The sequence below is a fragment of the Prevotellamassilia timonensis genome (assembly GCF_021531665.1).
In the GTDB taxonomy this organism is placed as follows: domain Bacteria; phylum Bacteroidota; class Bacteroidia; order Bacteroidales; family Bacteroidaceae; genus Alloprevotella.
This window is the reverse complement of the sequence record NZ_JADYUH010000052.1, coordinates 1-20,702: the sequence shown is the minus strand read 5'-3', so window position 1 is coordinate 20,702 and position 20,702 is coordinate 1. Positions and strand designations below refer to the sequence as shown.

At 51.6% G+C, this 20,702-nt stretch carries 15 protein-coding genes; 5 read left to right on the top strand and 10 right to left on the bottom strand.

What is annotated here, in order from left to right; all coding sequences use genetic code 11:
• On the top strand, positions 1-190 hold a 190-nt coding region (locus tag I6E40_RS08570; RefSeq protein ID WP_235386624.1), incomplete at its 5' end, for a hypothetical protein.
• Between the two features lie 95 nt (positions 191-285).
• Here I6E40_RS08570 and I6E40_RS08565 read toward each other — a convergent pair.
• From I6E40_RS08565 to I6E40_RS08535, 7 genes are all read right to left on the bottom strand, one after another.
• Entirely contained in the window at positions 286-3,237 is a 2,952-nt protein-coding gene (locus I6E40_RS08565; protein ID WP_235386623.1) for a PEP/pyruvate-binding domain-containing protein, read from the bottom strand.
• Between the two features lie 506 nt (positions 3,238-3,743).
• The gene (locus I6E40_RS08560; protein ID WP_235386622.1) at positions 3,744-4,100 is read right to left on the bottom strand and encodes a four helix bundle protein; all 357 of its coding nucleotides are present in this window, start codon (positions 4,098-4,100) and stop codon (positions 3,744-3,746) included.
• 75 nt (positions 4,101-4,175) lie between these two features.
• Positions 4,176-6,008, bottom strand: coding sequence for a M6 family metalloprotease domain-containing protein (locus I6E40_RS08555; protein ID WP_235386621.1), 1,833 nt, complete (start codon positions 6,006-6,008; stop codon positions 4,176-4,178).
• A gap of 321 nt (positions 6,009-6,329) precedes the next feature.
• Positions 6,330-6,797 carry an NfeD family protein gene (locus I6E40_RS08550; protein WP_235386620.1) on the bottom strand — a complete coding sequence of 156 codons (468 nt, stop codon included), beginning with the start codon at positions 6,795-6,797 and terminating at the stop codon, positions 6,330-6,332.
• Positions 6,798-7,062: 265 nt separating this feature from the next.
• Positions 7,063-7,998, bottom strand: a complete 936-nt coding sequence (gene rsgA, locus I6E40_RS08545) for a ribosome small subunit-dependent GTPase A (protein WP_235386619.1) — start codon at positions 7,996-7,998, stop codon at positions 7,063-7,065.
• A gap of 6 nt (positions 7,999-8,004) precedes the next feature.
• Positions 8,005-8,565: a ribosome recycling factor gene (gene frr, locus I6E40_RS08540; RefSeq protein ID WP_235386618.1), complete on the bottom strand. Its 561-nt coding sequence runs from the start codon at positions 8,563-8,565 to the stop codon at positions 8,005-8,007.
• 422 nt (positions 8,566-8,987) lie between these two features.
• Entirely contained in the window at positions 8,988-9,200 is a 213-nt protein-coding gene (locus tag I6E40_RS08535; RefSeq protein WP_235386617.1) for a helicase associated domain-containing protein, read from the bottom strand.
• 2,194 nt (positions 9,201-11,394) lie between these two features.
• Here I6E40_RS08535 and I6E40_RS08530 point away from each other — a divergent pair.
• Positions 11,395-13,353, top strand: coding sequence for a polysaccharide biosynthesis protein (locus I6E40_RS08530; protein WP_235386616.1), 1,959 nt, complete (start codon positions 11,395-11,397; stop codon positions 13,351-13,353).
• A gap of 590 nt (positions 13,354-13,943) precedes the next feature.
• Here the strand turns inward: I6E40_RS08530 and I6E40_RS08525 are convergent.
• From I6E40_RS08525 to I6E40_RS08515, 3 genes are all read right to left on the bottom strand, one after another.
• Positions 13,944-14,657: an SIR2 family NAD-dependent protein deacylase gene (locus tag I6E40_RS08525; RefSeq protein ID WP_235386615.1), complete on the bottom strand. Its 714-nt coding sequence runs from the start codon at positions 14,655-14,657 to the stop codon at positions 13,944-13,946.
• Between the two features lie 348 nt (positions 14,658-15,005).
• On the bottom strand, positions 15,006-15,908 hold the full coding sequence (locus tag I6E40_RS08520; RefSeq protein WP_235386614.1) for a glycosyltransferase family 2 protein: 903 nt from the start codon (positions 15,906-15,908) through the stop codon (positions 15,006-15,008).
• Between the two features lie 28 nt (positions 15,909-15,936).
• Positions 15,937-16,662, bottom strand: a complete 726-nt coding sequence (locus I6E40_RS08515; RefSeq protein ID WP_235386626.1) for a lipopolysaccharide kinase InaA family protein — start codon at positions 16,660-16,662, stop codon at positions 15,937-15,939.
• Positions 16,663-16,914: 252 nt separating this feature from the next.
• Between I6E40_RS08515 and I6E40_RS08510 the strand changes: the two genes are divergently transcribed.
• The 3 genes from I6E40_RS08510 (at position 16,915) to I6E40_RS08500 (ending at position 20,450) form a co-directional block, all read left to right on the top strand.
• Positions 16,915-18,156: an anaerobic sulfatase-maturation protein gene (locus I6E40_RS08510; protein ID WP_235386625.1), complete on the top strand. Its 1,242-nt coding sequence runs from the start codon at positions 16,915-16,917 to the stop codon at positions 18,154-18,156.
• A gap of 76 nt (positions 18,157-18,232) precedes the next feature.
• Positions 18,233-19,774, top strand: coding sequence for a glycine--tRNA ligase (locus tag I6E40_RS08505; protein WP_235386613.1), 1,542 nt, complete (start codon positions 18,233-18,235; stop codon positions 19,772-19,774).
• Positions 19,775-19,817: 43 nt separating this feature from the next.
• Positions 19,818-20,450 (top strand): FKBP-type peptidyl-prolyl cis-trans isomerase, encoded by a 633-nt coding sequence (locus I6E40_RS08500; protein ID WP_235386612.1) that lies wholly within the window; start codon positions 19,818-19,820, stop codon positions 20,448-20,450.
• The last annotated feature ends 252 nt before the right edge of the window (positions 20,451-20,702 follow it).

Sequence of the window (20,702 nt, the reverse complement as noted above, 5' to 3'; positions counted from 1 at the left end):
ACACCCCTTATTTCTGTTTATCGCCTTGCGATGGATGCAACCCGACAGGGGGATGATGTGGCAGGCTGAAAATTCGGAGCTTGCTCGGGAATTTCCAGCCGGCACAGCATCAAAGGCTCGTCAGAGCCGTTTGCATCAAGCGCAAGGTTTTTTCCGGTTTTTGTCTTTCATTCATTCATTCAATTTCTGAACGTTTCGTGCCCAAAACAAATTAATGTTTCAAAAAATCGCTTTCCTAAATCTTCGGTGAAGCCCAATAGACTTCACACGCCGCCACCCCGGCGCTTAGCCGTGCATCACTACTCCTTCCTTCTTCACACCGTCCGTTTTGATGACGAGCGGACGTTCAAAGCGCACGTGGCGAAGGAATTTCGTTTCGTGAACGGCGGGGAGAACACCGAGGGCGGCATAGTCATAGTGACCATCGCCTTGGAAGTCGTTAATCGTGAAATATGCCACACCAAAACTCGTCAAGTTTTGGAAGAAGTGCGTGCCCTGGCTCGGGTCCACACGATAGTTCGTCAAACCTGCCTCCACAATCACCTTCGCATTGGAGATGTGAGGCCATTTGACGGGAATGCCCAACCATGGGTCACTGCTGCCCCAACGTCCGGGACCGATGAGGACATAGTGACGCCCCTCCTCCACGAGGCGGCGATTGAGCGTGTCAATCTCGTCGGCGATGGCGGGGTTGTTGGCAGCGGTGAAGTCTTCGGTCTTGACATAGACCACATCCTCCACATCGTCAACCACGCCGTGCCCAATGGCGTTGTGGGAGCGTAGCAGCGTTTCTTCATCGGGGATGGCGGAGAGGTCCTCGTCACACATCATGCGACACTCCACCATGGGTCGAATCTGGAGCAGGTAGAGCGAGCCCGTGCGGTCGGGATTCAGTTTGACGGCAAACTCGATTTCAACGGCGCGACGCATCTCGCTGCTGCCGTGCTTCAGAATCTTCTGCAAGAGTTCCGGCAGGGGGAAGACACCGTGGCGGAGGACGCCGGCAAAGGTGATGAGTTTTCTGCCGCCGTCATAGATTCCGTCGCGGATGACCATGTCGTAGGGGTCATAGGTGGAGGCGATGAAACGCAGCGAGCCGTCCTTCTCAGCCTCCTTGACGTGCAGTTTTTTGAGGTTGAAACCGTCATCGACCTGACATTTTCCGTCGGTGAAGGTTGTGTCGAGTGCATAGAAACGCGTCTGGGTCTCACGCAGCGCCATTTCCATCTCACTGGTCTGGAGCACCTTGTCGGGATAGGCAGGACAGACGCGCAGGCTGAGCCCTCCGTCCACAATGTATTTTCCCAAGCCGAGCGCAAGGTTCGCCACGCCGTCCTCGGCAGTCTCATCGCCGATGGGATAGTAGTTGATGGAACGCGCCACGCCAGAGATGTGTGGATAGTAGTGCCCGCCATAGTCACTTCCCACCACCTCCTGCAGGAGCACCGCCATCTTCTCCTGGTCGATGACGTTGCGGGTGGCGGTCATGTATGCCTTGCTGTCGCGATAGAAGACGGAGGCATAGACCCCCTTCACGGCATCCGCCAAGAGTTCGAGGCGCCGCGCCGTGTCGGGCAGCGAGGGAATCATGTAGGTGGAATAGATGCCGGCGAAGGGCTGATAGTGGGAATCCTCGAGGAGAGAGGAGGAGCGGATGGCGATGGGTTCGGTGACTACCTCCAAATAGGCGATGAGGTCGTCGCGCAGCCGCTCCGGGAGATGCGCCTTGAGGAAGCGGGCGAGGATTTCTTCGTCGGGGGCTTCGCTGAGCGCCAACGGATAGAGCTTGTTCGCTTCCATGAACTCGTCGAAGATGTCGGTGCAGAGCACCACGGTGCGGGGGAGCAGCACCGAGGCGTTGTCGAAACTGTTGAGGTCGGGGTGACGAAGGATGATGTGGTCGAGGAACGCCAAGCCACGCCCTTTTCCGCCGAGCGAACCGTCGCCGATGCGCTGGAAGTTGCTGTACTGGTCAAAGCGGTAGCGATTGAAGACGGCGACCACACCTTGGTTCTTCATGCGCCGATAGCGCACGATGGCGTCGAAGATGATTTGACGGTGGGCGTCGATGTCCTGGAGTTCGTCCCAGGTGACGTGGCGGAGGAACTCGGCAATGGGGAAAAGCGCTCTCGAGCCGAGCCAGCGAGAGACGTTGTTGTGGCGAATGTGGTAGAGGAAGGATTCGGCGGGCAGGGTGAAGATGTTGTCCTGCAGGTCCTTGAGGTTGCGGATGCGCACCTCCTCGCGGCGTGAGCCGGGCTTGCGGAAGATGAAATCACCGAAGCCGAACTTCTCGAGCACCATTTTTCGGAGGTCGTTGCCCGGTTTCTTGGAGTTCTTGTCAATGAAGCCTGCGCCGCACTTTCGCGCCAGGCTGCGGCGGTCGGTCTCGGAGGACTGAAGAATGAGGGGAAGGTAGGGGTCTTCGCGGCGCATGGCACTGAGGAGGTCGAAGCCTGCCAACTCGTCCGTCACCCCGCCACGGGGGAAGCGGCAGTCGCTGATGACACCAAGCGTCTGGTCCTTGTAGCGGGTGTAGAGTTCCCATGCCTCCTCGTAGTTTCTTGCCAGGACAATCTTCGGACGTCCGCGCATTCGCAGCATCTCCAGCTGCGAGTTGAGAGCCTCGGTGGCGAACTCAAGACTCTGACGCAGGACGAACCTATATAAATAAGGAAGGATGGAGGAATAGTAGCGAATGGAGTCTTCAACGAGCAGAATCATCTGCACGCCAGCCTCGTTCACATCATGCTCGAGGTTCATCTTGTCCTCGATGAGTTTGATGATTGAGATGAGAAGGTCGGTGTTGCCGAGCCAGCAGAAGACATATTCAAAGATGGAGAGGTCCTCGTTCTCCATGCGACGGGTGATGCCGTGGCTGAAGGGGGTGAGCACGACGAGTGGAATCTCGCGGAAGCGCTCCTTGATGCTGCGGGCAATGTCAAAGACGTCGTTGTCTTCCGCACCCGGCATGCAAATCACGAGGTCGAAGGACGTGTTCTGCAACTCCTCGTCTGCCTCGCGCGCCGAAGCGACCTGAAAGAAGCGGGGCGGATAGCGCAAGCCGAGTTTGGCATACTCGTCAAAAATTTTTTCATCGACGCGCCCGTCGTCTTCGAGCATGAAGGCATCATAGGGGTTGGCGATGATGAGCACGTTACAGATGCGCCGCACCATGAGGTTCATGAAAGAGGTGTCGCGCAACAAAGGACAGTTTTTGAGATATTCTTCGGGCATGAATGAGAGGCTAAGAGACTAAGAGACTAAGAGTCGAAGAGTCGAAGAGACGAAGAGACGAAGAGACGAAGAGTCAAAGAGACTAAGAGACTAAAAGACTAAGAGTCAAAGAGACTAAGAGACGAAGAGACTAAGAGACGAAGAGACTAAGAGACTAAGAGACTAAGAGACTAAGAGACTAAGAGACTAAGAGTCGAAGAGACGAAGAGTCGAAGAGACGAAGAGACGAAGAGACGAAGAGTCGAAGAGACGAAGAGACGAAGAGACTAAGAGACTAAGAGACTAAGAGTCAAAGAGACTAAGAGACTAAGAGACTAAGAGACTAAGAGACTAAGAGACTAAGAGACGAAGAGACTAAGAGACTAAGAGACGAAGAGACGAAGAGACGAAGAGACGAAGAGACGAAGAGTCAAAGAGACTAAGAGACTAAGAGTCGAAGAGTCGAAGAGACGAAGAGTCAAAGAGACGAAGAGACTAAGAGACTAAGAGACTAAGAGTTGAAGAGACTAAGAGTCTTTTTTTGAGATGGAATCAGATAGTTTAAATATTCCAGAAGTAATCTTGCGCAGTTGTGTTTGAAGCTTTTCACGCTCATCTTTTGTACAATAGCCCAGGTCCTCACAAAGATAAAGCATAGAGCGAACCTCTCCACAACTACCTCTTGATATATTAAGAAAGCTCATGAATTTTGCATCGGATCCAGATTCAAACCCTTCTGCTATATTATTCATTATTGAAACAGCAGCCCGTTGAAACTGATCTTTGAATCCGAAGTCTCTACATGTTTCCATCATCTTGTAGATAGTGCGAATGAGAACTCTCGACTCTTGCCAAATGAATAAGTTTTCAAAACTTCTTTCCAACTTTTTATCTTTTTGACTTTCTATCTTTTTGACTCTTTGTCTCTTAGTCTTTTTGACTCTTTGTCTCTTCGACTCCTATTTCACCAGCACCTTGCGGACGGTGTCGCCTTGGCGGACGATATAGACGCCGGGGGCAGCGCCCTGCAGTCCGGGGAGGCGGCGTCCGTTGATGCCATAGACTTCCGTGGCAGTGCCGTTCTCCTCGGTCATCACGCTCTGCACACCCGTGAGAGACTGGTCGAGGAAGGCGAAGGTGATGGTGCCGTCGGCATGCTCCGTGATGCCATAGACCGGCTTACCCAATTTGCCCGAGGCGGTGAAGACATCGGCAGAGGGGGTGGTGTCGTCGGTGAAGTCCGTGACGCCGAGACCGCCGGGGAAGAGGTCGTTGCGATAGGTGTTCCAGAAATCGGAGGATGACTCGCCGCTCTGACGGTAGGTGAGGTTGTAGCCGTTGTCGGCAGGCACATACATCACACGGCGATGGTCGGGATCGTTGTTCACCGAGTTGGAAGTCCAAAGGGAGGCGGAGTAGTCCACGTGAGTCACCAACAAACCGTGACCGAGGAAGTTGGCATGATACCAAGTGCGGTCCTGACGATTCTGGAAGATGTAATACTCCTTCTCATTCTCCGGATTGCGGATGACACACGCCGTGGGGCCGAGGTCCTCGGAGCCGGAGGGATAGAGGGTGACGAACTCGGGATCGGTCAACTCCTTGATGTCGAGCCAGCCGAGGAAACTGCGTTCGTAGGCGGAATAGGCGGGCGGATAGTAGCCGTTGTACATATACTGTCCGTAGTCCATCAAATCCCAGTAGCCCATGGTGCGGATGGTTTTGGAGATGGTGGTATTTTTGCCGGTGTAGTAGAGGTCGGGCAAACCGAGGGCGTGGGAGAACTCGTGGCAGAAGAGCCCGATGCCGTCGAAGTTGGCGCTGATGGGCACGTAGCTTCCGTCATCGTTTATGTTATAGTTCTGGAACAACTCGTCTCCGAGGAAGAAGGAGGAGACCGTCACCGCACCGTCATTGACGGAGAAGGAGGTGCCGGAGGAGAAGCGCGCCCAGAGATAGTCCTCATAACCGTCCTCGCGGCTGGAGTGCTGACCGGGACCGGCATACATCACGCTGACCATGGGGACTTTGCCGGCGGTGGCGAACTCCGCAAAGTTCACTGTCTTGGAGGCGGAGTCGAGTACTTCCTTCACGAACTCCTTGTAGTTCGTGTCGATGGAAGTGGAGGAAGCATCAGCGCCATAGTAGGCGTAGGGCTGAGAGAGTCTCACCTTCGCCACGACCTTGAAGGTCGGCGTGAACAGCCCGTTGCTCATCTGTTTGTAGTAGTCTGCCACCGAGCCTTTTGAGTAAGACTCATCAGCATAGCCCTCCTCGTTGAAGAAGCGGCTGACCTTCTCGATGGTGGTTGTGTCCTGGAAGTGACGGTCCGTGAACTCTGCCATCACCACGGGAATGACCGGCGCACCGATGCTCTTGACGGAGCCGTTGGCAGACAGTCCGTACTTGCCGAGTCCGTCGGTCGTGGCAGGTGTGAAGCCCTTGGGGTTAATGGACTTCAGCGCGGTTTTCTGTTGCATGAGCTCCGCCAATTCATCTGCCTGCACTGCCTGTTCGGCAAGGAAGGACTGCTCGCCCTCGCTGCGCAACGCCTCGTCGTGGGCAAGCGTGGCAGTGGGCACCGCCTCGCCGCCACGCAACGCGGCATAGTAGAAATGCTTGTCCGCACCTCTCAGCAACGAGATGCCGTCGAGCGTGGTGTAGGAAACATAAAGGCCGTTGCCCTCAAAGCGATAAGTGAGCAACGTCCCGTCAGACTGCCGATGCGTCATGACGCGGCGCACGGGCACATTCGCCTCAGCGGTCAAAACTACGCTGAGAAGGAATAACAAGAAAAGTAGATTTCGTTTCATATGGGGTGTTCTAAAAATTAGGTTGAGTTGATTTTTGATTTCTTAGAGATGAACTTTTGTCTGTTGAGGAAGGAGCATAGCGGGCTATGTGACTGACGAAACTTACAAAAGGGCGCGCTAAGAAACGAAAAGCGACCAAAACGTAAGCACTTTCTTTTGAACGTTCCTTATCCCCTAATTTATAGAACACCCCATTATAATATGGTGTGGTTACAAACAAGGGGACATTGAGAACAATGCTCAGAATGGCAGAGATGGCAACGCAGCATATTGGCTATTATCACGCACCGCCCAAAAGGGTTATGTTTGCGGACACGCCTCCACCGTCACATTCGCTTCATTCACCGCTACCACAACGAGGGGAGTGCCGGGGTTGATGAACGCGCCGGACGATTTGACCTCCACCTGTTTCCCGTTGATGCGGGCATTGCCAATCAGTGCCAAGCGAGTGAGTGCCACGCCGTGGTCGCCCACCTGCACGGAGAGTTGGTCGGAAGAAGCGGAGGAAGAAGAGATGGTGCTGTGCAAAGCCATCCTGTCAAGCATCCGCGAACGACTCACCCACCAAAGCATAAGCCCCAGCAAAACTAAGGCTGCTGCCACAGACAACACTGCCGGCAAAAAGCCGTAGGACTGATAAATCAATACCACGTCCGCCAGCGCACAAAGAATGGCGGCAATGCCGGACACACCGAAACCGGGAATGATGAAGATTTCAACCACGCCCAGACACAAAGCCAAAAGAGCAAGAATGATGATGATGGTCATGTGGTTTCAAATTTTGGAATGTTATTTTGGTTGAGTCGGTTTTCTTAGAGATGAACTGTCCTCTGTGGAGGAAGGAGCATGGAAGGCTATGTGACTGACAAAACTTACAAAAGGGCGCGCTAAGAAATGAATTAGAGACTCTGCAACCCAAACTAAGTTCTCTCTTGAATGCTCATCAATTGGTTCATCAATTCTTTTTTATGAGACATTCACGAGACCACTTTCGAACTATAATGGAGGGAAACGGAGACCGCGCCGCCGATGCTTAATACGCCGCTCGATACTTCCCTTCCTCCTTGTCTCCAAGAATACTGAGATAGGATGTGTAGCGGCTCAGTGCCACGCGCCCCTCCTCCAGTGCCTGCAAAACGGCGCACCCCGGTTCGTGGGTGTGCGTGCAGTTGTCAAAGCGGCAGTCGCGGGAAATGCGGAAAATCTCCGGGAAGTAGTGTGTCACCTCCTCGGGCTCCAAGTTGAACGTGCCGAAACCCTTGACGCCGGGGATGTCAATCAAAGCCCCGCCGCCGGGAAGTTCGAAGAGTTCGCTGTGGGTCGTGGTGTGCATTCCCGTGCCGTGTGCTTCAGACACTTGAGCAGTGCGCGCTCCCGCCTCCGGCACCAACTGATTCAGCAAGGTGGACTTCCCCACCCCGGAATGACCCGCCAAAAGCGTCGTCTTGTCTTGAAGCACCTCGGCGAGCGTCTCCAAACCTTCACCCGTCAGCGCAGAGAGACGGTGACAGGCATAGCCCACAGTTTCATACAACTGCTGCAAGGCTTCCACGCGCTCCAACTCTGACTCCGATAAGTCATCCATCTTGTTGAACACGATGGAAACCGGCACGGCGTATGCCTCCGCCGAAGCCAAAAAACGGTCAATGAAAGTCGTGGACGTCTCCGGACGCGCCATGGTGACCAGGAGCAAAACGCGGTCTATGTTCGCAGCGAGGATGTGGCTCTGCTTGGAAAGATTGGAAGAGCGGCGAATCACATAGTTCCTCCGCTCGTCAATCTCCGTGATATATGCCATGCCCTCCTCGGAAGCGCGACTGAAAGTCACCCAATCGCCCACCGCCACGGGGTTCGTGGAACGAATGCCCCGCAGCCGGAAGTTCCCTTTAATCTTACATTCGACCGCCTCGCCGGAGTCCGAGCGCACCCAGTAGGATGCCGTGGCAGTTTTGATGACTAAACCGTGCATGCCGGATCAGACAGTCATGATTTCCTTGTTTTTGGCTGCAAGCAGGTCCTCAATGGCTTTCACTTTCTTGTCGTGAATCTTCTGGAGGTCTGCCTCAGCATCCTTTTCGATGTCTTCGCTCAGTCCGTCCTTCACAGCTTTCTTCAACTTGTCGATGCCATCGCGGCGAGCGTTTCGAATGGCGACCTTTGCCTCCTCGGCTTCCTTGGAGCACTGCTTCGTCAACTGACGACGACGCTCTTCGGTGAGGGGCGGAATGCCCAAGCGAATGATTTCACCGTTGTTTTCGGGCATGATGCCGATGGTGGAATCAATGATGGCTTTTTCAATCACGTGGAACATGGACTTGTCCCAGGGTTTGATGGCGATGGTGCGAGAGTCGGGAGTGGTCACGGCTGCCACATTGTTGATGGGCACCATGGAGCCGTAGGAACTCACTCTCAAGTCATCGAGAATGTGCACATTGGCTTTTCCGGCACGGATTTGTGCAAAGGTTTCATCCAGGTGCATGACACTCAGTTCCATGCGTTCTTCACAATCGCTCAAGCATTTCTTTACGTCTAACATAAGTTTGAGGTATATATATGTATAGGAATATTATAATATTGCGAAGCAAAGATAGTGCAAGGTGAGTGAAACGAAAGAATAAAACAACTATTTTTTGAAAGAGAGTGATCTATTCTTGAACAAGAGTCGCACGAAATGAACGGATTGAACGAATCGAACGTAACGAAAGTAACGTGCGTAACGAACGTGACGAACGAATTTGACGAAACACGGTTTTTGTCTTTCGTGCAAAGCGACTCACGCCGCCATCTTCGCGGGCGTATCGCATTCCAGACTGACATTTCCACCTGCTATTCCGTCCCCTCGCAAAACCGAACGGGAAAGCGCAAAAAAGTGGCGCAAACGCGCCACTTCAAAACGGTCTAACCGTGTTCAAAGAATACTTCTACGATGCTGCGTGAGACAAACAATCCGCGTGAGCCTCAAAGCCAACGCATATTGCTCAGTTCTTCCAGTTTCCGAGCGCGTTCGGGGTCTATCTTCCCTAACCTGATGCGTCTCCTGTTATATTTCCACCAGTTCACCAATTTGCGATTCTCAACCTTTCTTTTATCAGGCAGGTAATGATGTTCCTCAATATATGCCTTCAGAGCTTCATAATTATTCTGCCAACGTAAATCATTTCTGTTTGCCATAGTTATAAGTTATGAAATACACATTCCTCCCGTCTTAGACGGGCAAAAACTTCGCCAAAGATACATTGGTCTTCACAAATAAAGCCACTGATGAAGGAGGATTATACGTTTTCCCCCCTCTCTTGACAACTCTCAGCATACAAAATCCAACCCACAAACGGCAAATAAGGCGGTAAACATACATCGGGTTGAGCCGATTTTGACTGCGTTAAGATGTTGTGTTGTCTGAAAACGACGGAGCATGGCGGGACATGTGACCGACACCCCCAAAAAAGCAATGTAGGGTTGCGCGTGCGGTTCGCTTGTTTCACCATATACGTATTAAAAGGAGGTGAAGATTATAGTCGTATTCCTTCCCATTTTTTCCACACCCAAGGCGGTTTTTCGGTTTTAACACTTCTTGCTTTTGGCGATGAAAAGTATTATATTTGTACAGAGATATGGGAGGAGCCTCGGCTTCTCCCTTTTTTCGTCACTTCCCCTTTAAAAACGGGAGTTTTAGAAGCGCATCTAAGAAAAATTTGCCTTTAGCAAATTAAAATTTCCCTTCTTCTAATTTTAATTTCCCTTCTTCTAAGTAAAACTGCGAGCCGAGTAGGCAAAATTACGAGATGAAAAGTGTTCTCGGAAGTTAAAAATGTTAATACCTAATCGCCGAAAAAAACGCTCAAAATTGTTGGTTTTTTCGGCGGGCTCCTTCCTCTTTTCTCTCCAAGAATCCTGATAAATGGATTCATTAAGGCAGCTTTCATTTTGTTTTGAACACGAATTTCGCGAATGGAACGATTCAGGCGTAAAGAACGAAAAACGAAAACCAAGAAAACCCCTTGAAGAGTATGGCGGCTGCGCCGCTGCTGTGATGCTTCCGTTTTGGTCTTATAAGAGCAAGCTCTTAACGCCCAACCGACAGCATCCCCCGTGCCTTCTTTCAGAAGGCTGCCATTCTCTTCAAGGCGATAAACAGAAATAAACCGTTCAATGGTAGCACGATGAATTCGCCACCTACTCCGCCTTACTGCGGCTCAGTCGCTGCGGCTTTGCATTTGATGAATTCACAGATAAGATGCGGTTCCTGCTGGGAAAAGGTTTTCTCGTTTTTGTTCGTTCTATTCCTTGCATTCGCTTGATTCGTGTCCAAAAACGGAATAAAGTTTTTGTAAACATTTTTACGCCCTGCTTTGAACGCTTCAGTGTAGGGTTTTAAACACTTTTATGTAGATTTTGTGCACGATTTTGAACACCCCGATGTAGGGTTATGCGTATAACCTTGTGTAGGGTTTTGTGCAAAGTTCGTGTAGGATCTAGCACACAAACCATACACTCTTCAATATCCTTATAATCAAATATGTGAATGGGAGAATGTAGGGTTTGTGTAGGGTTTGCAAGGTTTTTCATTTACCTTTGATATACGTATTATAGACGCTGCGCGTCGGCAAAAAAGCAACACCCAACAACCCACTGACGAAGACCGTGATTCAGAAAGAGCAAGAGACAGAAAAACAAACACACAAATATCAAAGAAAAATCATCAGGAGACGGCAAACCCACGCCGACCGTTGCCACCTCCTTCCCACTTCCGAAGTAATCCATGAACAGCGCGTTTTATAATCTTAACGCCGAAAAGATGTTCACTTACAAGGGGTGTTCTAAAAATTAGGTTGAGTTGATTTTTGATTTCTTAGAGATGAACTTTTGTCAGTTGAGGAAGGAGCATAGCGGGCTATGTGACTGACGAAACTTACAAAAGGGCGCGCTAAGAAGCGAAAAGCGACCAAAACGTAAGCACTTTCTTTTGAACGTTCCTTTTCCCGTAATTTGTAGAACACCCCACAGACTTAAGAATCATTAAAATTCACCGAATGGGGGTGGCATTTTTTAAAAAAACAGACTCAAAATTTGTTATATAAAAAGATATAAATAACTTTGTGCCGTTATACTCTGTTTGAGGCGATTCCGCCCGGCTCATTTTCTTCGGACGGGGTCAAAACAAAGAGAGTTTGACGAAAAAGAACAATCAAATTATGCCACGAAGAGAGGATCTGACGCGCATTCAATTTTCAAGATTGTTTCATCTTCAAAACATAAACGGCTGTAGGTCAGGGTATTAATAAATGTGCACTGACAAGGGAAAGAGAACACCAAAAAATTGATTGTCTCGTTCAACGATACAACTTCACAAAAAAATCTGACACCTATGTCTAATCTTCTTCAAAAGCTTCACATTGACAAATATGTGAACGTTTATGTCGTCTTTGGTATTGACATGCTCCTGTCAGCCTTCGCCTCCATCATGGCTCTTTTGGGTCTCTGGATGGCTTTTCACAGTAAAGATTTCTACGCACTCCCCTTCCTGCTGACATGGCTTGGCGCCGGCATGCTCGGGGTGGGAATATGTTTCGTGCTCCTCAAGACCTACTATGCCGTCATTCGTCACTCCAATCTCCGCGAGGTGGGACTGCTCGTGCTGGCAGTGTTGGGAAAAGAAACCGCCATCGCCGCTTCTGTGTCATTGACCCCCTTGGCGGGCATCTATTCCTTCCGCCACATCGTCGCCCTACTTGTGTTGGACGGACTGGTGACCATCACCGTGTTGGTGATGACACGCGTCTGCATGATTTTGGCATACGACATCATCCGACGCCGCGTGCAAGACCGACGAAGCCTTGACGCCGTGCTCATCTATGGCACTGGCAACAAGGCGATTTCCTTCGTGCGAACCCTGCAGAGCAGCAACAAATACGACGTGGTCGGCTTCCTCGTCACAGGGAACCGCCATGGCAGCCATGTCATCCACGGCAAACACGTTTTCCACGTCTCCGGCGAGAATGACTTCGCCACCGTGGTCAAAACGCGTCGCGTGAGCGCAGTCATCTTTGCCCATCGACAAGATGCAAGAAATGAAGAAGACAAACTGATACGCTATTGCACCCGCTACAAGGTCAAGGTGCTCTATTCTCCCTCCGTCGAAGAAGTCGTGGGTGGCAAAGTCTGCCCCGTCCCCGTGCGTGAGATAAAGATTGAAGACCTCCTCGGACGTCCCGAAATCCGCATCTCATTGGATGAGATTCGAGCAGCTTTCCAGGGCAAAACCGTACTGGTCACCGGCGCCGCAGGAAGCATCGGCTCCGAGCTGTGTCGCCAACTCGCCGGCTTCGGTGTCAAGAAACTCGTGCTCTTTGACAACGCCGAGACACCCATGCACAACTTCCGCCTTGAACTGGAAGAACGCTTCCCCGACTTGAACTTCGTGCCCATCATCGGGGACGTGCGTATCCCAGCCCGCCTTGACTACGTCTTCCGCGACTACCATCCCCAAGTCGTTTTCCATGCCGCCGCCTACAAACACGTGCCCCTCATGGAAGAGAACCCCTGCGAAGCCGTCTTCGTCAATGTCGCCGGCAGTCGCAACGTGGCAGACAAATGCATTGAATATGACGTCGAAAAGATGGTCATGGTCAGCACAGACAAAGCCGTGAACCCCACCAACATCATGGGTTGCACCAAGCGTCTGGCTGAAATCTACGTCCAGAGCCTCGGACTCGCCATTGAGAAAGGAGAAGTGAAGGGCAAGACACGCTTCGTCACCACCCGCTTCGGTAATGTCCTGGGTTCCAATGGCTCCGTCATTCCCCGCTTCCGCGAACAAATCGCCAAGGGCGGTCCGGTCACCGTCACCCATCCCGACATCACGCGCTTCTTCATGACCATCCCCGAGGCGTGTCGTCTGGTGATGGAAGCAGCCACCATGAGTGAGGGCAACCAGATCTACGTCTTTGACATGGGTGCCAGCGTGAAGATTGCCCACCTTGCCGAACGCATGATTGAACTCGCCGGTTTCACCCCCGGTCGCGACATACAAATTGAATACACCGGGCTTCGTCCCGGCGAAAAGCTCTACGAAGAAGTGCTCTCCGACCACGAGAACACCCTCCCCACCGAGCACAGCCGCATCCGCGTGGCAAAAGTTCGTGAGTATGACTACACCGATGCCCGCCACACCGCAGATGAACTGGAGAAACTCTCGCGTGAGGTGCGCATCCCCGACATGGTTCGACTCATGAAAGCCACAGTCCCCGAGTTCCGTTCCAAAAACTCCGTGTTTGAAAAATACGACGAAGAGAGAGACGCAGCAAAGGGAAAAGCTGACAAATAAATACAATGAAGGGAGTGTTCTTTCTGACATAGGAACACATTCAGACCTTCCTAAAGAGCATAGGGGTGCTCTATAAATTATTATTACTGTCCGCTAAACCATAAAAGGGTGAGTCCAACCTCTATAAAGACAGAAGTTGGACTCACCCTTTTATGGTTTAGCGGACAGTAATATTTTGGGATACTAAAAAGACGCTCCGCCGCGTCCTGTTTTCACGTCTCCTGCATCCCGGCTCCCTCTTTTTGTAACCGACGAAGGTGTGTCAGAATAGTCAAGACGCAAAGCGCTGAGGATGATGGCTTAGGGAGTGTACTGAAGTACATGACCAAGCCCAAATCTGATAGCTACGCAGCAGATTGGCCATTATGGCACGCCGACTTACTCACAGTACAGCCTTCCAGGCTGGATAGCCTTGCTTACCAACGGGCTGGTCGCTCGTTGGGCTTTCAGTCCGTTATCATCTAGACAGAGTGCGCCTCCGGCGCGGCGAGAGAAGAAAGGAGAAGACTCTTTGTTCCTTCGTCTCCTCCTCTCTTTGACTCTTTGTCTCTTAGTCTTTTTATCTCTTTGTCCTTTAGTCTTTTTGTCTTTTAGTCTCTTTCTCCCGCCGTCTTCAACTTCTCTTTCAACGTCAGCACCCCCTTGGACGCTACCTCGCGGATGACTTCCACGGGGCGATTCGCGTGAACCTTCACCTCCTTAGGGTCAATGAGGAAGCAACACGCACTCGCCGGAGCAAAACGGATGAGACCGGCTGCGGGATAGACATTCAACGAGGAGCCAATGATGACAAAGACATCAGCCTTTTCCACTTCCTCTGCTGCCATTTCAAGGTTCGGAACAGCCTCGCCGAACCAAACAATCCAAGGGCGAAGCAAAGAGCCGTCCGGAGCCAGTGTGCCATGAGGAACTTCCAAACGGTCTTCGGGAAGCGTGGAGATGTAGCGAGGGTCGTTGGGGTCGCGGCTGGAACAAACTTTCATGAGTTCGCCGTGAAGATGAATCACCTTGCTGCTTCCTGCACGCTCGTGAAGGTCGTCCACGTTTTGGGTGATGACGGTCACGTCGAAGTCCTTTTCCATCTCTGCCAAAGCGAGGTGTCCGAGGTTCGGCTTCGCGGTCACCAACTGGCAGCGCAAACCATTGTAGAAGTCGGTCACAAGGTTGGGATTTGCCACCCATCCTTCCGGAGTGGCAACCTGCTCCACGGGATAGCGTTCCCAAAGTCCGTCGCTGTCTCGGAACGTGCTAAAACCACTTTCGGCGCTCATGCCGGCGCCGGTCAAAACAACAAGTTTTTTCATGAGAATGAGATGAATTGAAACAAGAGGGATTTTCTATATATAGGGGTGTTCTATAAATTACAGGATAAGGAACGTTCAAAAGAAAGTGCTCAGCCCAATTTATAGAAAGTCCTCAAGGAATTAAGTAATCCTCAAAAAATAACCTGCATCATCTTTGAAAATCTTTTCGGTCCATATTTCCTCCCTCATCAGTCACATAACTACGGCTATGCTCCTTCTTCGGGTGAAAATCTGACCTCGAAAATGTCATTCAAATCTGACGCAACTTATTATTTTCATATTACTAAAGAAACAAAAGAAGAGAAGGCAAGCGACACCACTGCGCGGAGAGAAGAGAACGGGAAATGCCTACATCTTCCCCAAGCGCTCGTGCACACCGTCGCGATAGGCTTTCCAAAGGCGGGGAATGTCGCTCCAGTTCCAACCCTTCCCGAGAGGAGCAGCCACCAAGGCGGTGAGCACATAGCCTGCAACGCCGATGAAACTGCGAAGATGGCGCACAAAGGCGTTGCGCCCGTAGTGGTGGTTGAGATAGGCAGAGTTGCGAACTTGATAGAACCGTTTCCACTTTTTCTTTCGCTCACGCTCTGCCCACGTGTCGCGGTCGAAGAATTTTTCTTTGTCCATCAAAGCAGAAGGCACATAGAGCATTTTCAAGCCCGCAAGATGCGCCCGCAGACAGTAGTCCGTGTCATCGCAGAAAATGAACAATTCCTTGTTCGGCAGTCCGATGCGCTCCACCAGTTCACGCCGGAAGAAAGGTCCTTCGAAGGCAGTGCCGACCACGTAGGTCGGAACGGAGGGACAAAGAGGCGCAATTCTGCCGGCATACATGGAGGCAAAGGGATTGGAGAGATTGTAGCGTGTGAAGTCGTGGCAGACAATCCGACCTTCTTGCAAACGACGCGGTGCCAGCAAGGCTGCATCGGGATGGCTCGCCTCAGCAGCGAGTAGCCTTTCCAAGCAGTCCGGACGAGGAAAAACGTCATCGTCCATGCACCAGATTCGCTCGGCACCCAAACGATATGCCTCGTCAATGCCACGATGAAAACCGCCGGAGCCGCCGACATTTTCCTGGGTCACCACGCGAAGGTCGGTCTGAGCCGCGAGCCAATCGCCGGTGCCATCGGTGGCACCGTTGTTGACAACCAAGATTTCACTCAGAGGAACAGACTGGTTTCGGAGACAATTCACCGTGCGCTGCAAAAGAGCGCAACGATTATAGGTCACAACTACTGCAATGATTTTCATGGTTCGGAAGATGAAATAGGGTCGGAACTCACCATTTGTCGTCAATCTTTCCCGGTTGCGTGCTGCGGAAAGCCTGCATCAGTCGGAAGCACTCTTCGGCGTCGAAGCCGCGAGCCTCAGCATAGGCTTCTGCCATGAGGCGGTGCATGTGGGGCGTGGCAGGCAGGCGCTCAAAGTTGCGACACCCCTTTTGCAAATCAAGTTCGCCGTGATACATCCGATTGAGATCCACCAACTCCAGTTCAATCTTGCCCTCGGAAGTGCGACGGAAGAGGATGTTGGCACGCCCATAGTCCTTGTGAGCCAAACGGTGTTCGTGGAGCACCGCCGTCAGGCTGCCTATGGCGCGGAGCACCTCGTCAGCATAGTCAAACCGGGTGGTGAAAAGTTCTTCGTAGCGATGGACTCCCTCAGAGCAGAGGGTCACAAAATAACTTTTCTCAAAACAAAGCCCTCCCCAGGAGCGCACATTATAATATGCCACAGGTTGGGGAGTGCCGACACCGATGGATTGCAGGAGGAGCGCGTTGTCAAAAGAGCGTTTCGCCTTGGAGGGGCGGAAGAAACCATAGACAAAACGATTCACCCAGTTGGGACGGCGGAAAGATTTCACCACGTAGTTTCTCCCTTCATGGGACAAGACGCGCAATTCGTTTCGACCTTTGTGAATCACCTTGCCCTTGTCTTCAGCAAACAACCGGGGAAGACTGCGCACAAAGGGAGCCAAGGAAACAAAATCCGGATGAAGAGCCATCACGGAGGGATGGAGAGAAAAACGGTGAGTCAGATATTCTATTTTCAAAGCAATGAGTTTTTTACAAGGACAAACGTTGTGCAAGGGCAAAGATAGTGCAAAGAATAAATAGCACAAAGAAAAGAGGAGGTAAGGTGAGACCGGAAACCGGAAACGCCACCCAAACCCGATAAATGTTCTATCTTTGCAGGGGAGTTCTATCGGATTATGAGAACACCCCTGTATCAAAAATAGTTACACTCCTATTATAGTATTTCCTTGACCACAATTTCTCCCTTCGGCTCACCGCTCTACATTTTGGCAAAGCCCGCCGGCTCAAAGTGCAATCTGGCTTGCAACTACTGCTACTATCTCGAAAAGAGTAAACTCTACGATGGGCAGCACGCGCAAATCATGAGCGACGAAACGCTCGAACTTTTCATCAAACAATACATTGAGGCGCAGACCACCTCCTCCGTGCTCTTCACCTGGCACGGCGGGGAAACACTCATGCGACCCATCAGTTTCTACCGGCGAGTGATTGAATTGCAGAAGACATATGCCGCAGGCAAAGCCATCGACAACTGCATCCAAACCAACGGGACACTCCTCACGCCGGAATGGTGTCAGTTTTTCAAAAAAGAAGGCTGGCTCGTCGGGGTCAGCATCGACGGACCACAGGAGGTGCACGACCGCTATCGCCGAAGCCGCTCCGGAAGACCTTCTTTCGTACAAGTCATGAAGGGCATCAAACTGCTCAACCAATTCGGAGTGGAATGGAACGCCCTGGCTGTCGTGAACGACAAAAACGTGAAAGACCCTCTCGCCTTCTATGACTTCTTCCGCAGCATTGACTGCCACTACATCCAATTCACACCCATCGTGGAACGACTGGAGACTCACGCCGACGGGCGAAAACTGGCAGCCGTCGCGGAAGCAGGAGAAGGAGGCATGATGCCGATGAGCGTGACGCCCGAAGAATGGGGAAACTTCCTCTGCGAAATCTTCGACGAATGGGTGCACCACGACGTGGGCAACTTCTTCATCCAAATCTTCGACTCCACACTGGCAAACTGGATGGGCGTCCAACCGGGCATCTGCACCCTTGCCAAACAATGCGGCCACGCCGGAGCCATCGAATGGAACGGAGACGTCTTCAGTTGCGACCACTTCGTCTTTCCGCAATATCATTTGGGAAACATACATCAAAACACCCTGCTGGAACTGATGTACAGCGACCGGCAGATGTCGTTCGGAAAAGCCAAGCACGACAGTCTGCCGCGGCAATGCAAAGAGTGTCCGTTTCTCTTCGCCTGCCACGGGGAATGTCCCAAGAACCGCTTCGCAAAAACTGCCGATGGAGAACCCGGACTGAACTACCTTTGCAAAGGCTATCGCCGCTTCTTCGCACACGTCACCCCCTACATGGACTGGATGAAACAGGAACTGCAACACAAACGCCCACCCGCCGCCATCGTGGAACTTCTGCAAAAAGAACCTAATCACTTCGATTGAGCAGCCACATTAGAAACTCACTTCCAGAGATTTTACTAAATTTGCACCCAAAATTTAACTCAACACATTTCAGAACATGGCACAAGAAGACGTTTTCAAGAAAATAGTTTCTCACTGCAAAGAATACGGTTTCGTATTTCCTTCAAGCGACATATACGACGGTTTAGGCGCTGTCTATGACTACGGACAGAACGGCGTCGAACTGAAAAACAACATCAAACAGTACTGGTGGCAGTCCATGGTGCTCCTCCACGAGAACATCGTCGGAATCGACTCCGCCATCTTCATGCACCCCACTGTTTGGAAAGCTTCCGGACACGTGGACGCTTTCAACGACCCCCTCATCGACAACCGCGACTCCAAGAAACGCTACCGCGCAGACGTGCTCATTGAAGATCAGATTGCAAAGTACGAAGAGAAAATCGACAAAGAAGTAGCCAAGGCTCGCAAACGCTTCGGCGACAAATTTGACGAGGAACAATTCCGCAGCACCAATCCTCGCGTCCTGGAAAATCAACAAAAACGCGATGCGCTTCACCAACGCTACTCCGATGCCATGAATGCAATGGATCTGGCTGAACTGAAGCAAATCATCTTGGACGAAGAGATTGCATGCCCCATCTCAGGCACCAGAAACTGGACTGACGTGCGTCAGTTCAACCTCATGTTCAAGACAGAAGTGGGCTCCACTGCCGACGGCGCATCCACCATCTACCTCCGACCGGAAACCGCACAAGGCATCTTCGTGAACTATCTCAACGTGCAAAAAACAGGACGCATGAAAGTGCCCTTCGGCATCGCACAAATCGGAAAGGCATTCCGCAACGAAATCGTGGCGCGTCAGTTCATCTTCCGCATGCGCGAGTTCGAACAAATGGAAATGCAGTTCTTCGTGAAACCCGGCACAGAACTCGAATGGTTCAAGTCTTGGAAGGAGACACGACTCAAATGGCACAAAGCACTCGGCTTCGGCGATGACTCCTATCGCTACCACGACCACGAGAAACTCGCTCACTATGCCAACGCCGCCACTGACATCGAGTTCAAAATGCCCTTCGGATTCAAAGAGGTGGAAGGAATCCACTCCCGCACCAACTTCGACCTCTCACAACACGCCAAATTCTCCGGAAGAAAAATTGAATACTTCGACCCCGAGACCAACGAAAGCTACACGCCGTTCGTCATCGAAACTTCCATCGGCGTGGACAGAATGTTCCTCAGCGTGATGTGCAAATCCTACGAAGAAGAGAAACTCGAAAACGGCGAAACTCGCGTGGTGCTGAAACTCCCCGCAGCACTGGCACCCGTCAAACTCGCCATCCTGCCCTTGGTCAAGAAAGACGGACTGCCCGAAAAAGCACACGAAATCATGCAGCAACTGAAGTTCCACTTCAACTGTAAGTATGAAGAGAAAGACTCCATCGGAAAACGCTATCGCCGTCAGGATGCCATCGGTACTCCCTTCTGCATCACCGTTGACCACGACACGCTGAAAGACAACTGCGTCACCCTCCGTGACCGAGACACCATGGAACAAACCCGAGTGCCCATTGACTCACTCCTTTCTCTCATCGAAGAGAAGGTCAGCCTCATCTCTCTGCTGAAGAAACTGCAGTGAAAACCACACTCGCGCCATTCCCTCAATCTTCATTCTCAAAAACATGAAAAAACTTCGCTTTCTTCTCCCCTTGCTGACAGCACTCCTCCTGGTGGGCTGCCAAGACGACCTCGGCATCACCGGAGACACTGACTTTAGCACGAACTGGCTCGGCAGAAACGCTGACTTCTTCGTGGAGAAAATGGAAGAAGCCAAAACAGCCATTGCCGAAGCAAAAGAAACTTGGGGCGAGGACTGGGAGGACCACTGCGACTGGCGAGTCTTCCACAGTTTCTCCAAACCGCAAGGCGGATGCACCGTCACGGACTCAATCTGCGTCTTCATCAAGGAGAGAGGAAACGGAGCGGGCTGCCCGCTCTACACTGACTCCGTCAAAGTAAACTACTGCGGACACCTGATGCCCACTGAAAACTATCCCAACGGAAAGGTCTTTGACCACAGCGGACTCTATGAGAGCGATGACTATGTCTTCAACGACAAACTCTCCTCACCCACCAGTTTCCTCGTGAGCAATTTGGTGGAAGGCTACACCACCGCACTCATGAGAATGCACGTCGGAGACAGATGGCTCATCTACATTCCACAAGAAATGGGCTACGCCGGCTCTTCCTCCGGCGTCCTGCTCCCCTACTCCACCCTCGTCTTTGACACGCAGTTGAAAGCCTATTGGCGATGAAGGGAGATTCCGACGACGATGAAGTTCTCCCACCGTCTCTTCAGAAGAAATGATGGCTGTCCGCTAAAACACGGAAAAAGAATGCCCGAAGTCCTGTCAAATCGGACTTCGGGCATTCTTTTACACCCAAAAAACGGTTTTGGGAATATGAATGGCTCATCAAAAGAACACGAATGGTTGTAACCATCCGAAATCAACCGTCTTGTTCAAATTCTTCGCGCTTTCGTACTTTGCAGGCAAAAAAAGCCATGT

Bases quoted from the DNA above. Each gene is read 5' to 3' on its own strand.
- rsgA (WP_235386619.1), bottom strand. From the start codon at position 7,998: ATGCACGGTTTAGTCATCAAAACTGCCACGGCATCCTACTGGGTGCGC.
- I6E40_RS08520 (WP_235386614.1), bottom strand. From the start codon at position 15,908: ATGAAAATCATTGCAGTAGTTGTGACCTATAATCGTTGCGCTCTTTTG.
- frr (WP_235386618.1), bottom strand. From the start codon at position 8,565: ATGTTAGACGTAAAGAAATGCTTGAGCGATTGTGAAGAACGCATGGAA.
- I6E40_RS08550 (WP_235386620.1), bottom strand. From the start codon at position 6,797: ATGACCATCATCATCATTCTTGCTCTTTTGGCTTTGTGTCTGGGCGTG.
- I6E40_RS08530 (WP_235386616.1), top strand. From the start codon at position 11,395: ATGTCTAATCTTCTTCAAAAGCTTCACATTGACAAATATGTGAACGTT.
- I6E40_RS08525 (WP_235386615.1), bottom strand. From the start codon at position 14,657: ATGAAAAAACTTGTTGTTTTGACCGGCGCCGGCATGAGCGCCGAAAGT.
- I6E40_RS08515 (WP_235386626.1), bottom strand. From the start codon at position 16,662: ATGGCTCTTCATCCGGATTTTGTTTCCTTGGCTCCCTTTGTGCGCAGT.
- I6E40_RS08565 (WP_235386623.1), bottom strand. From the start codon at position 3,237: ATGCCCGAAGAATATCTCAAAAACTGTCCTTTGTTGCGCGACACCTCT.
- I6E40_RS08500 (WP_235386612.1), top strand. From the start codon at position 19,818: ATGAAAAAACTTCGCTTTCTTCTCCCCTTGCTGACAGCACTCCTCCTG.
- I6E40_RS08505 (WP_235386613.1), top strand. From the start codon at position 18,233: ATGGCACAAGAAGACGTTTTCAAGAAAATAGTTTCTCACTGCAAAGAA.
- I6E40_RS08535 (WP_235386617.1), bottom strand. From the start codon at position 9,200: ATGGCAAACAGAAATGATTTACGTTGGCAGAATAATTATGAAGCTCTG.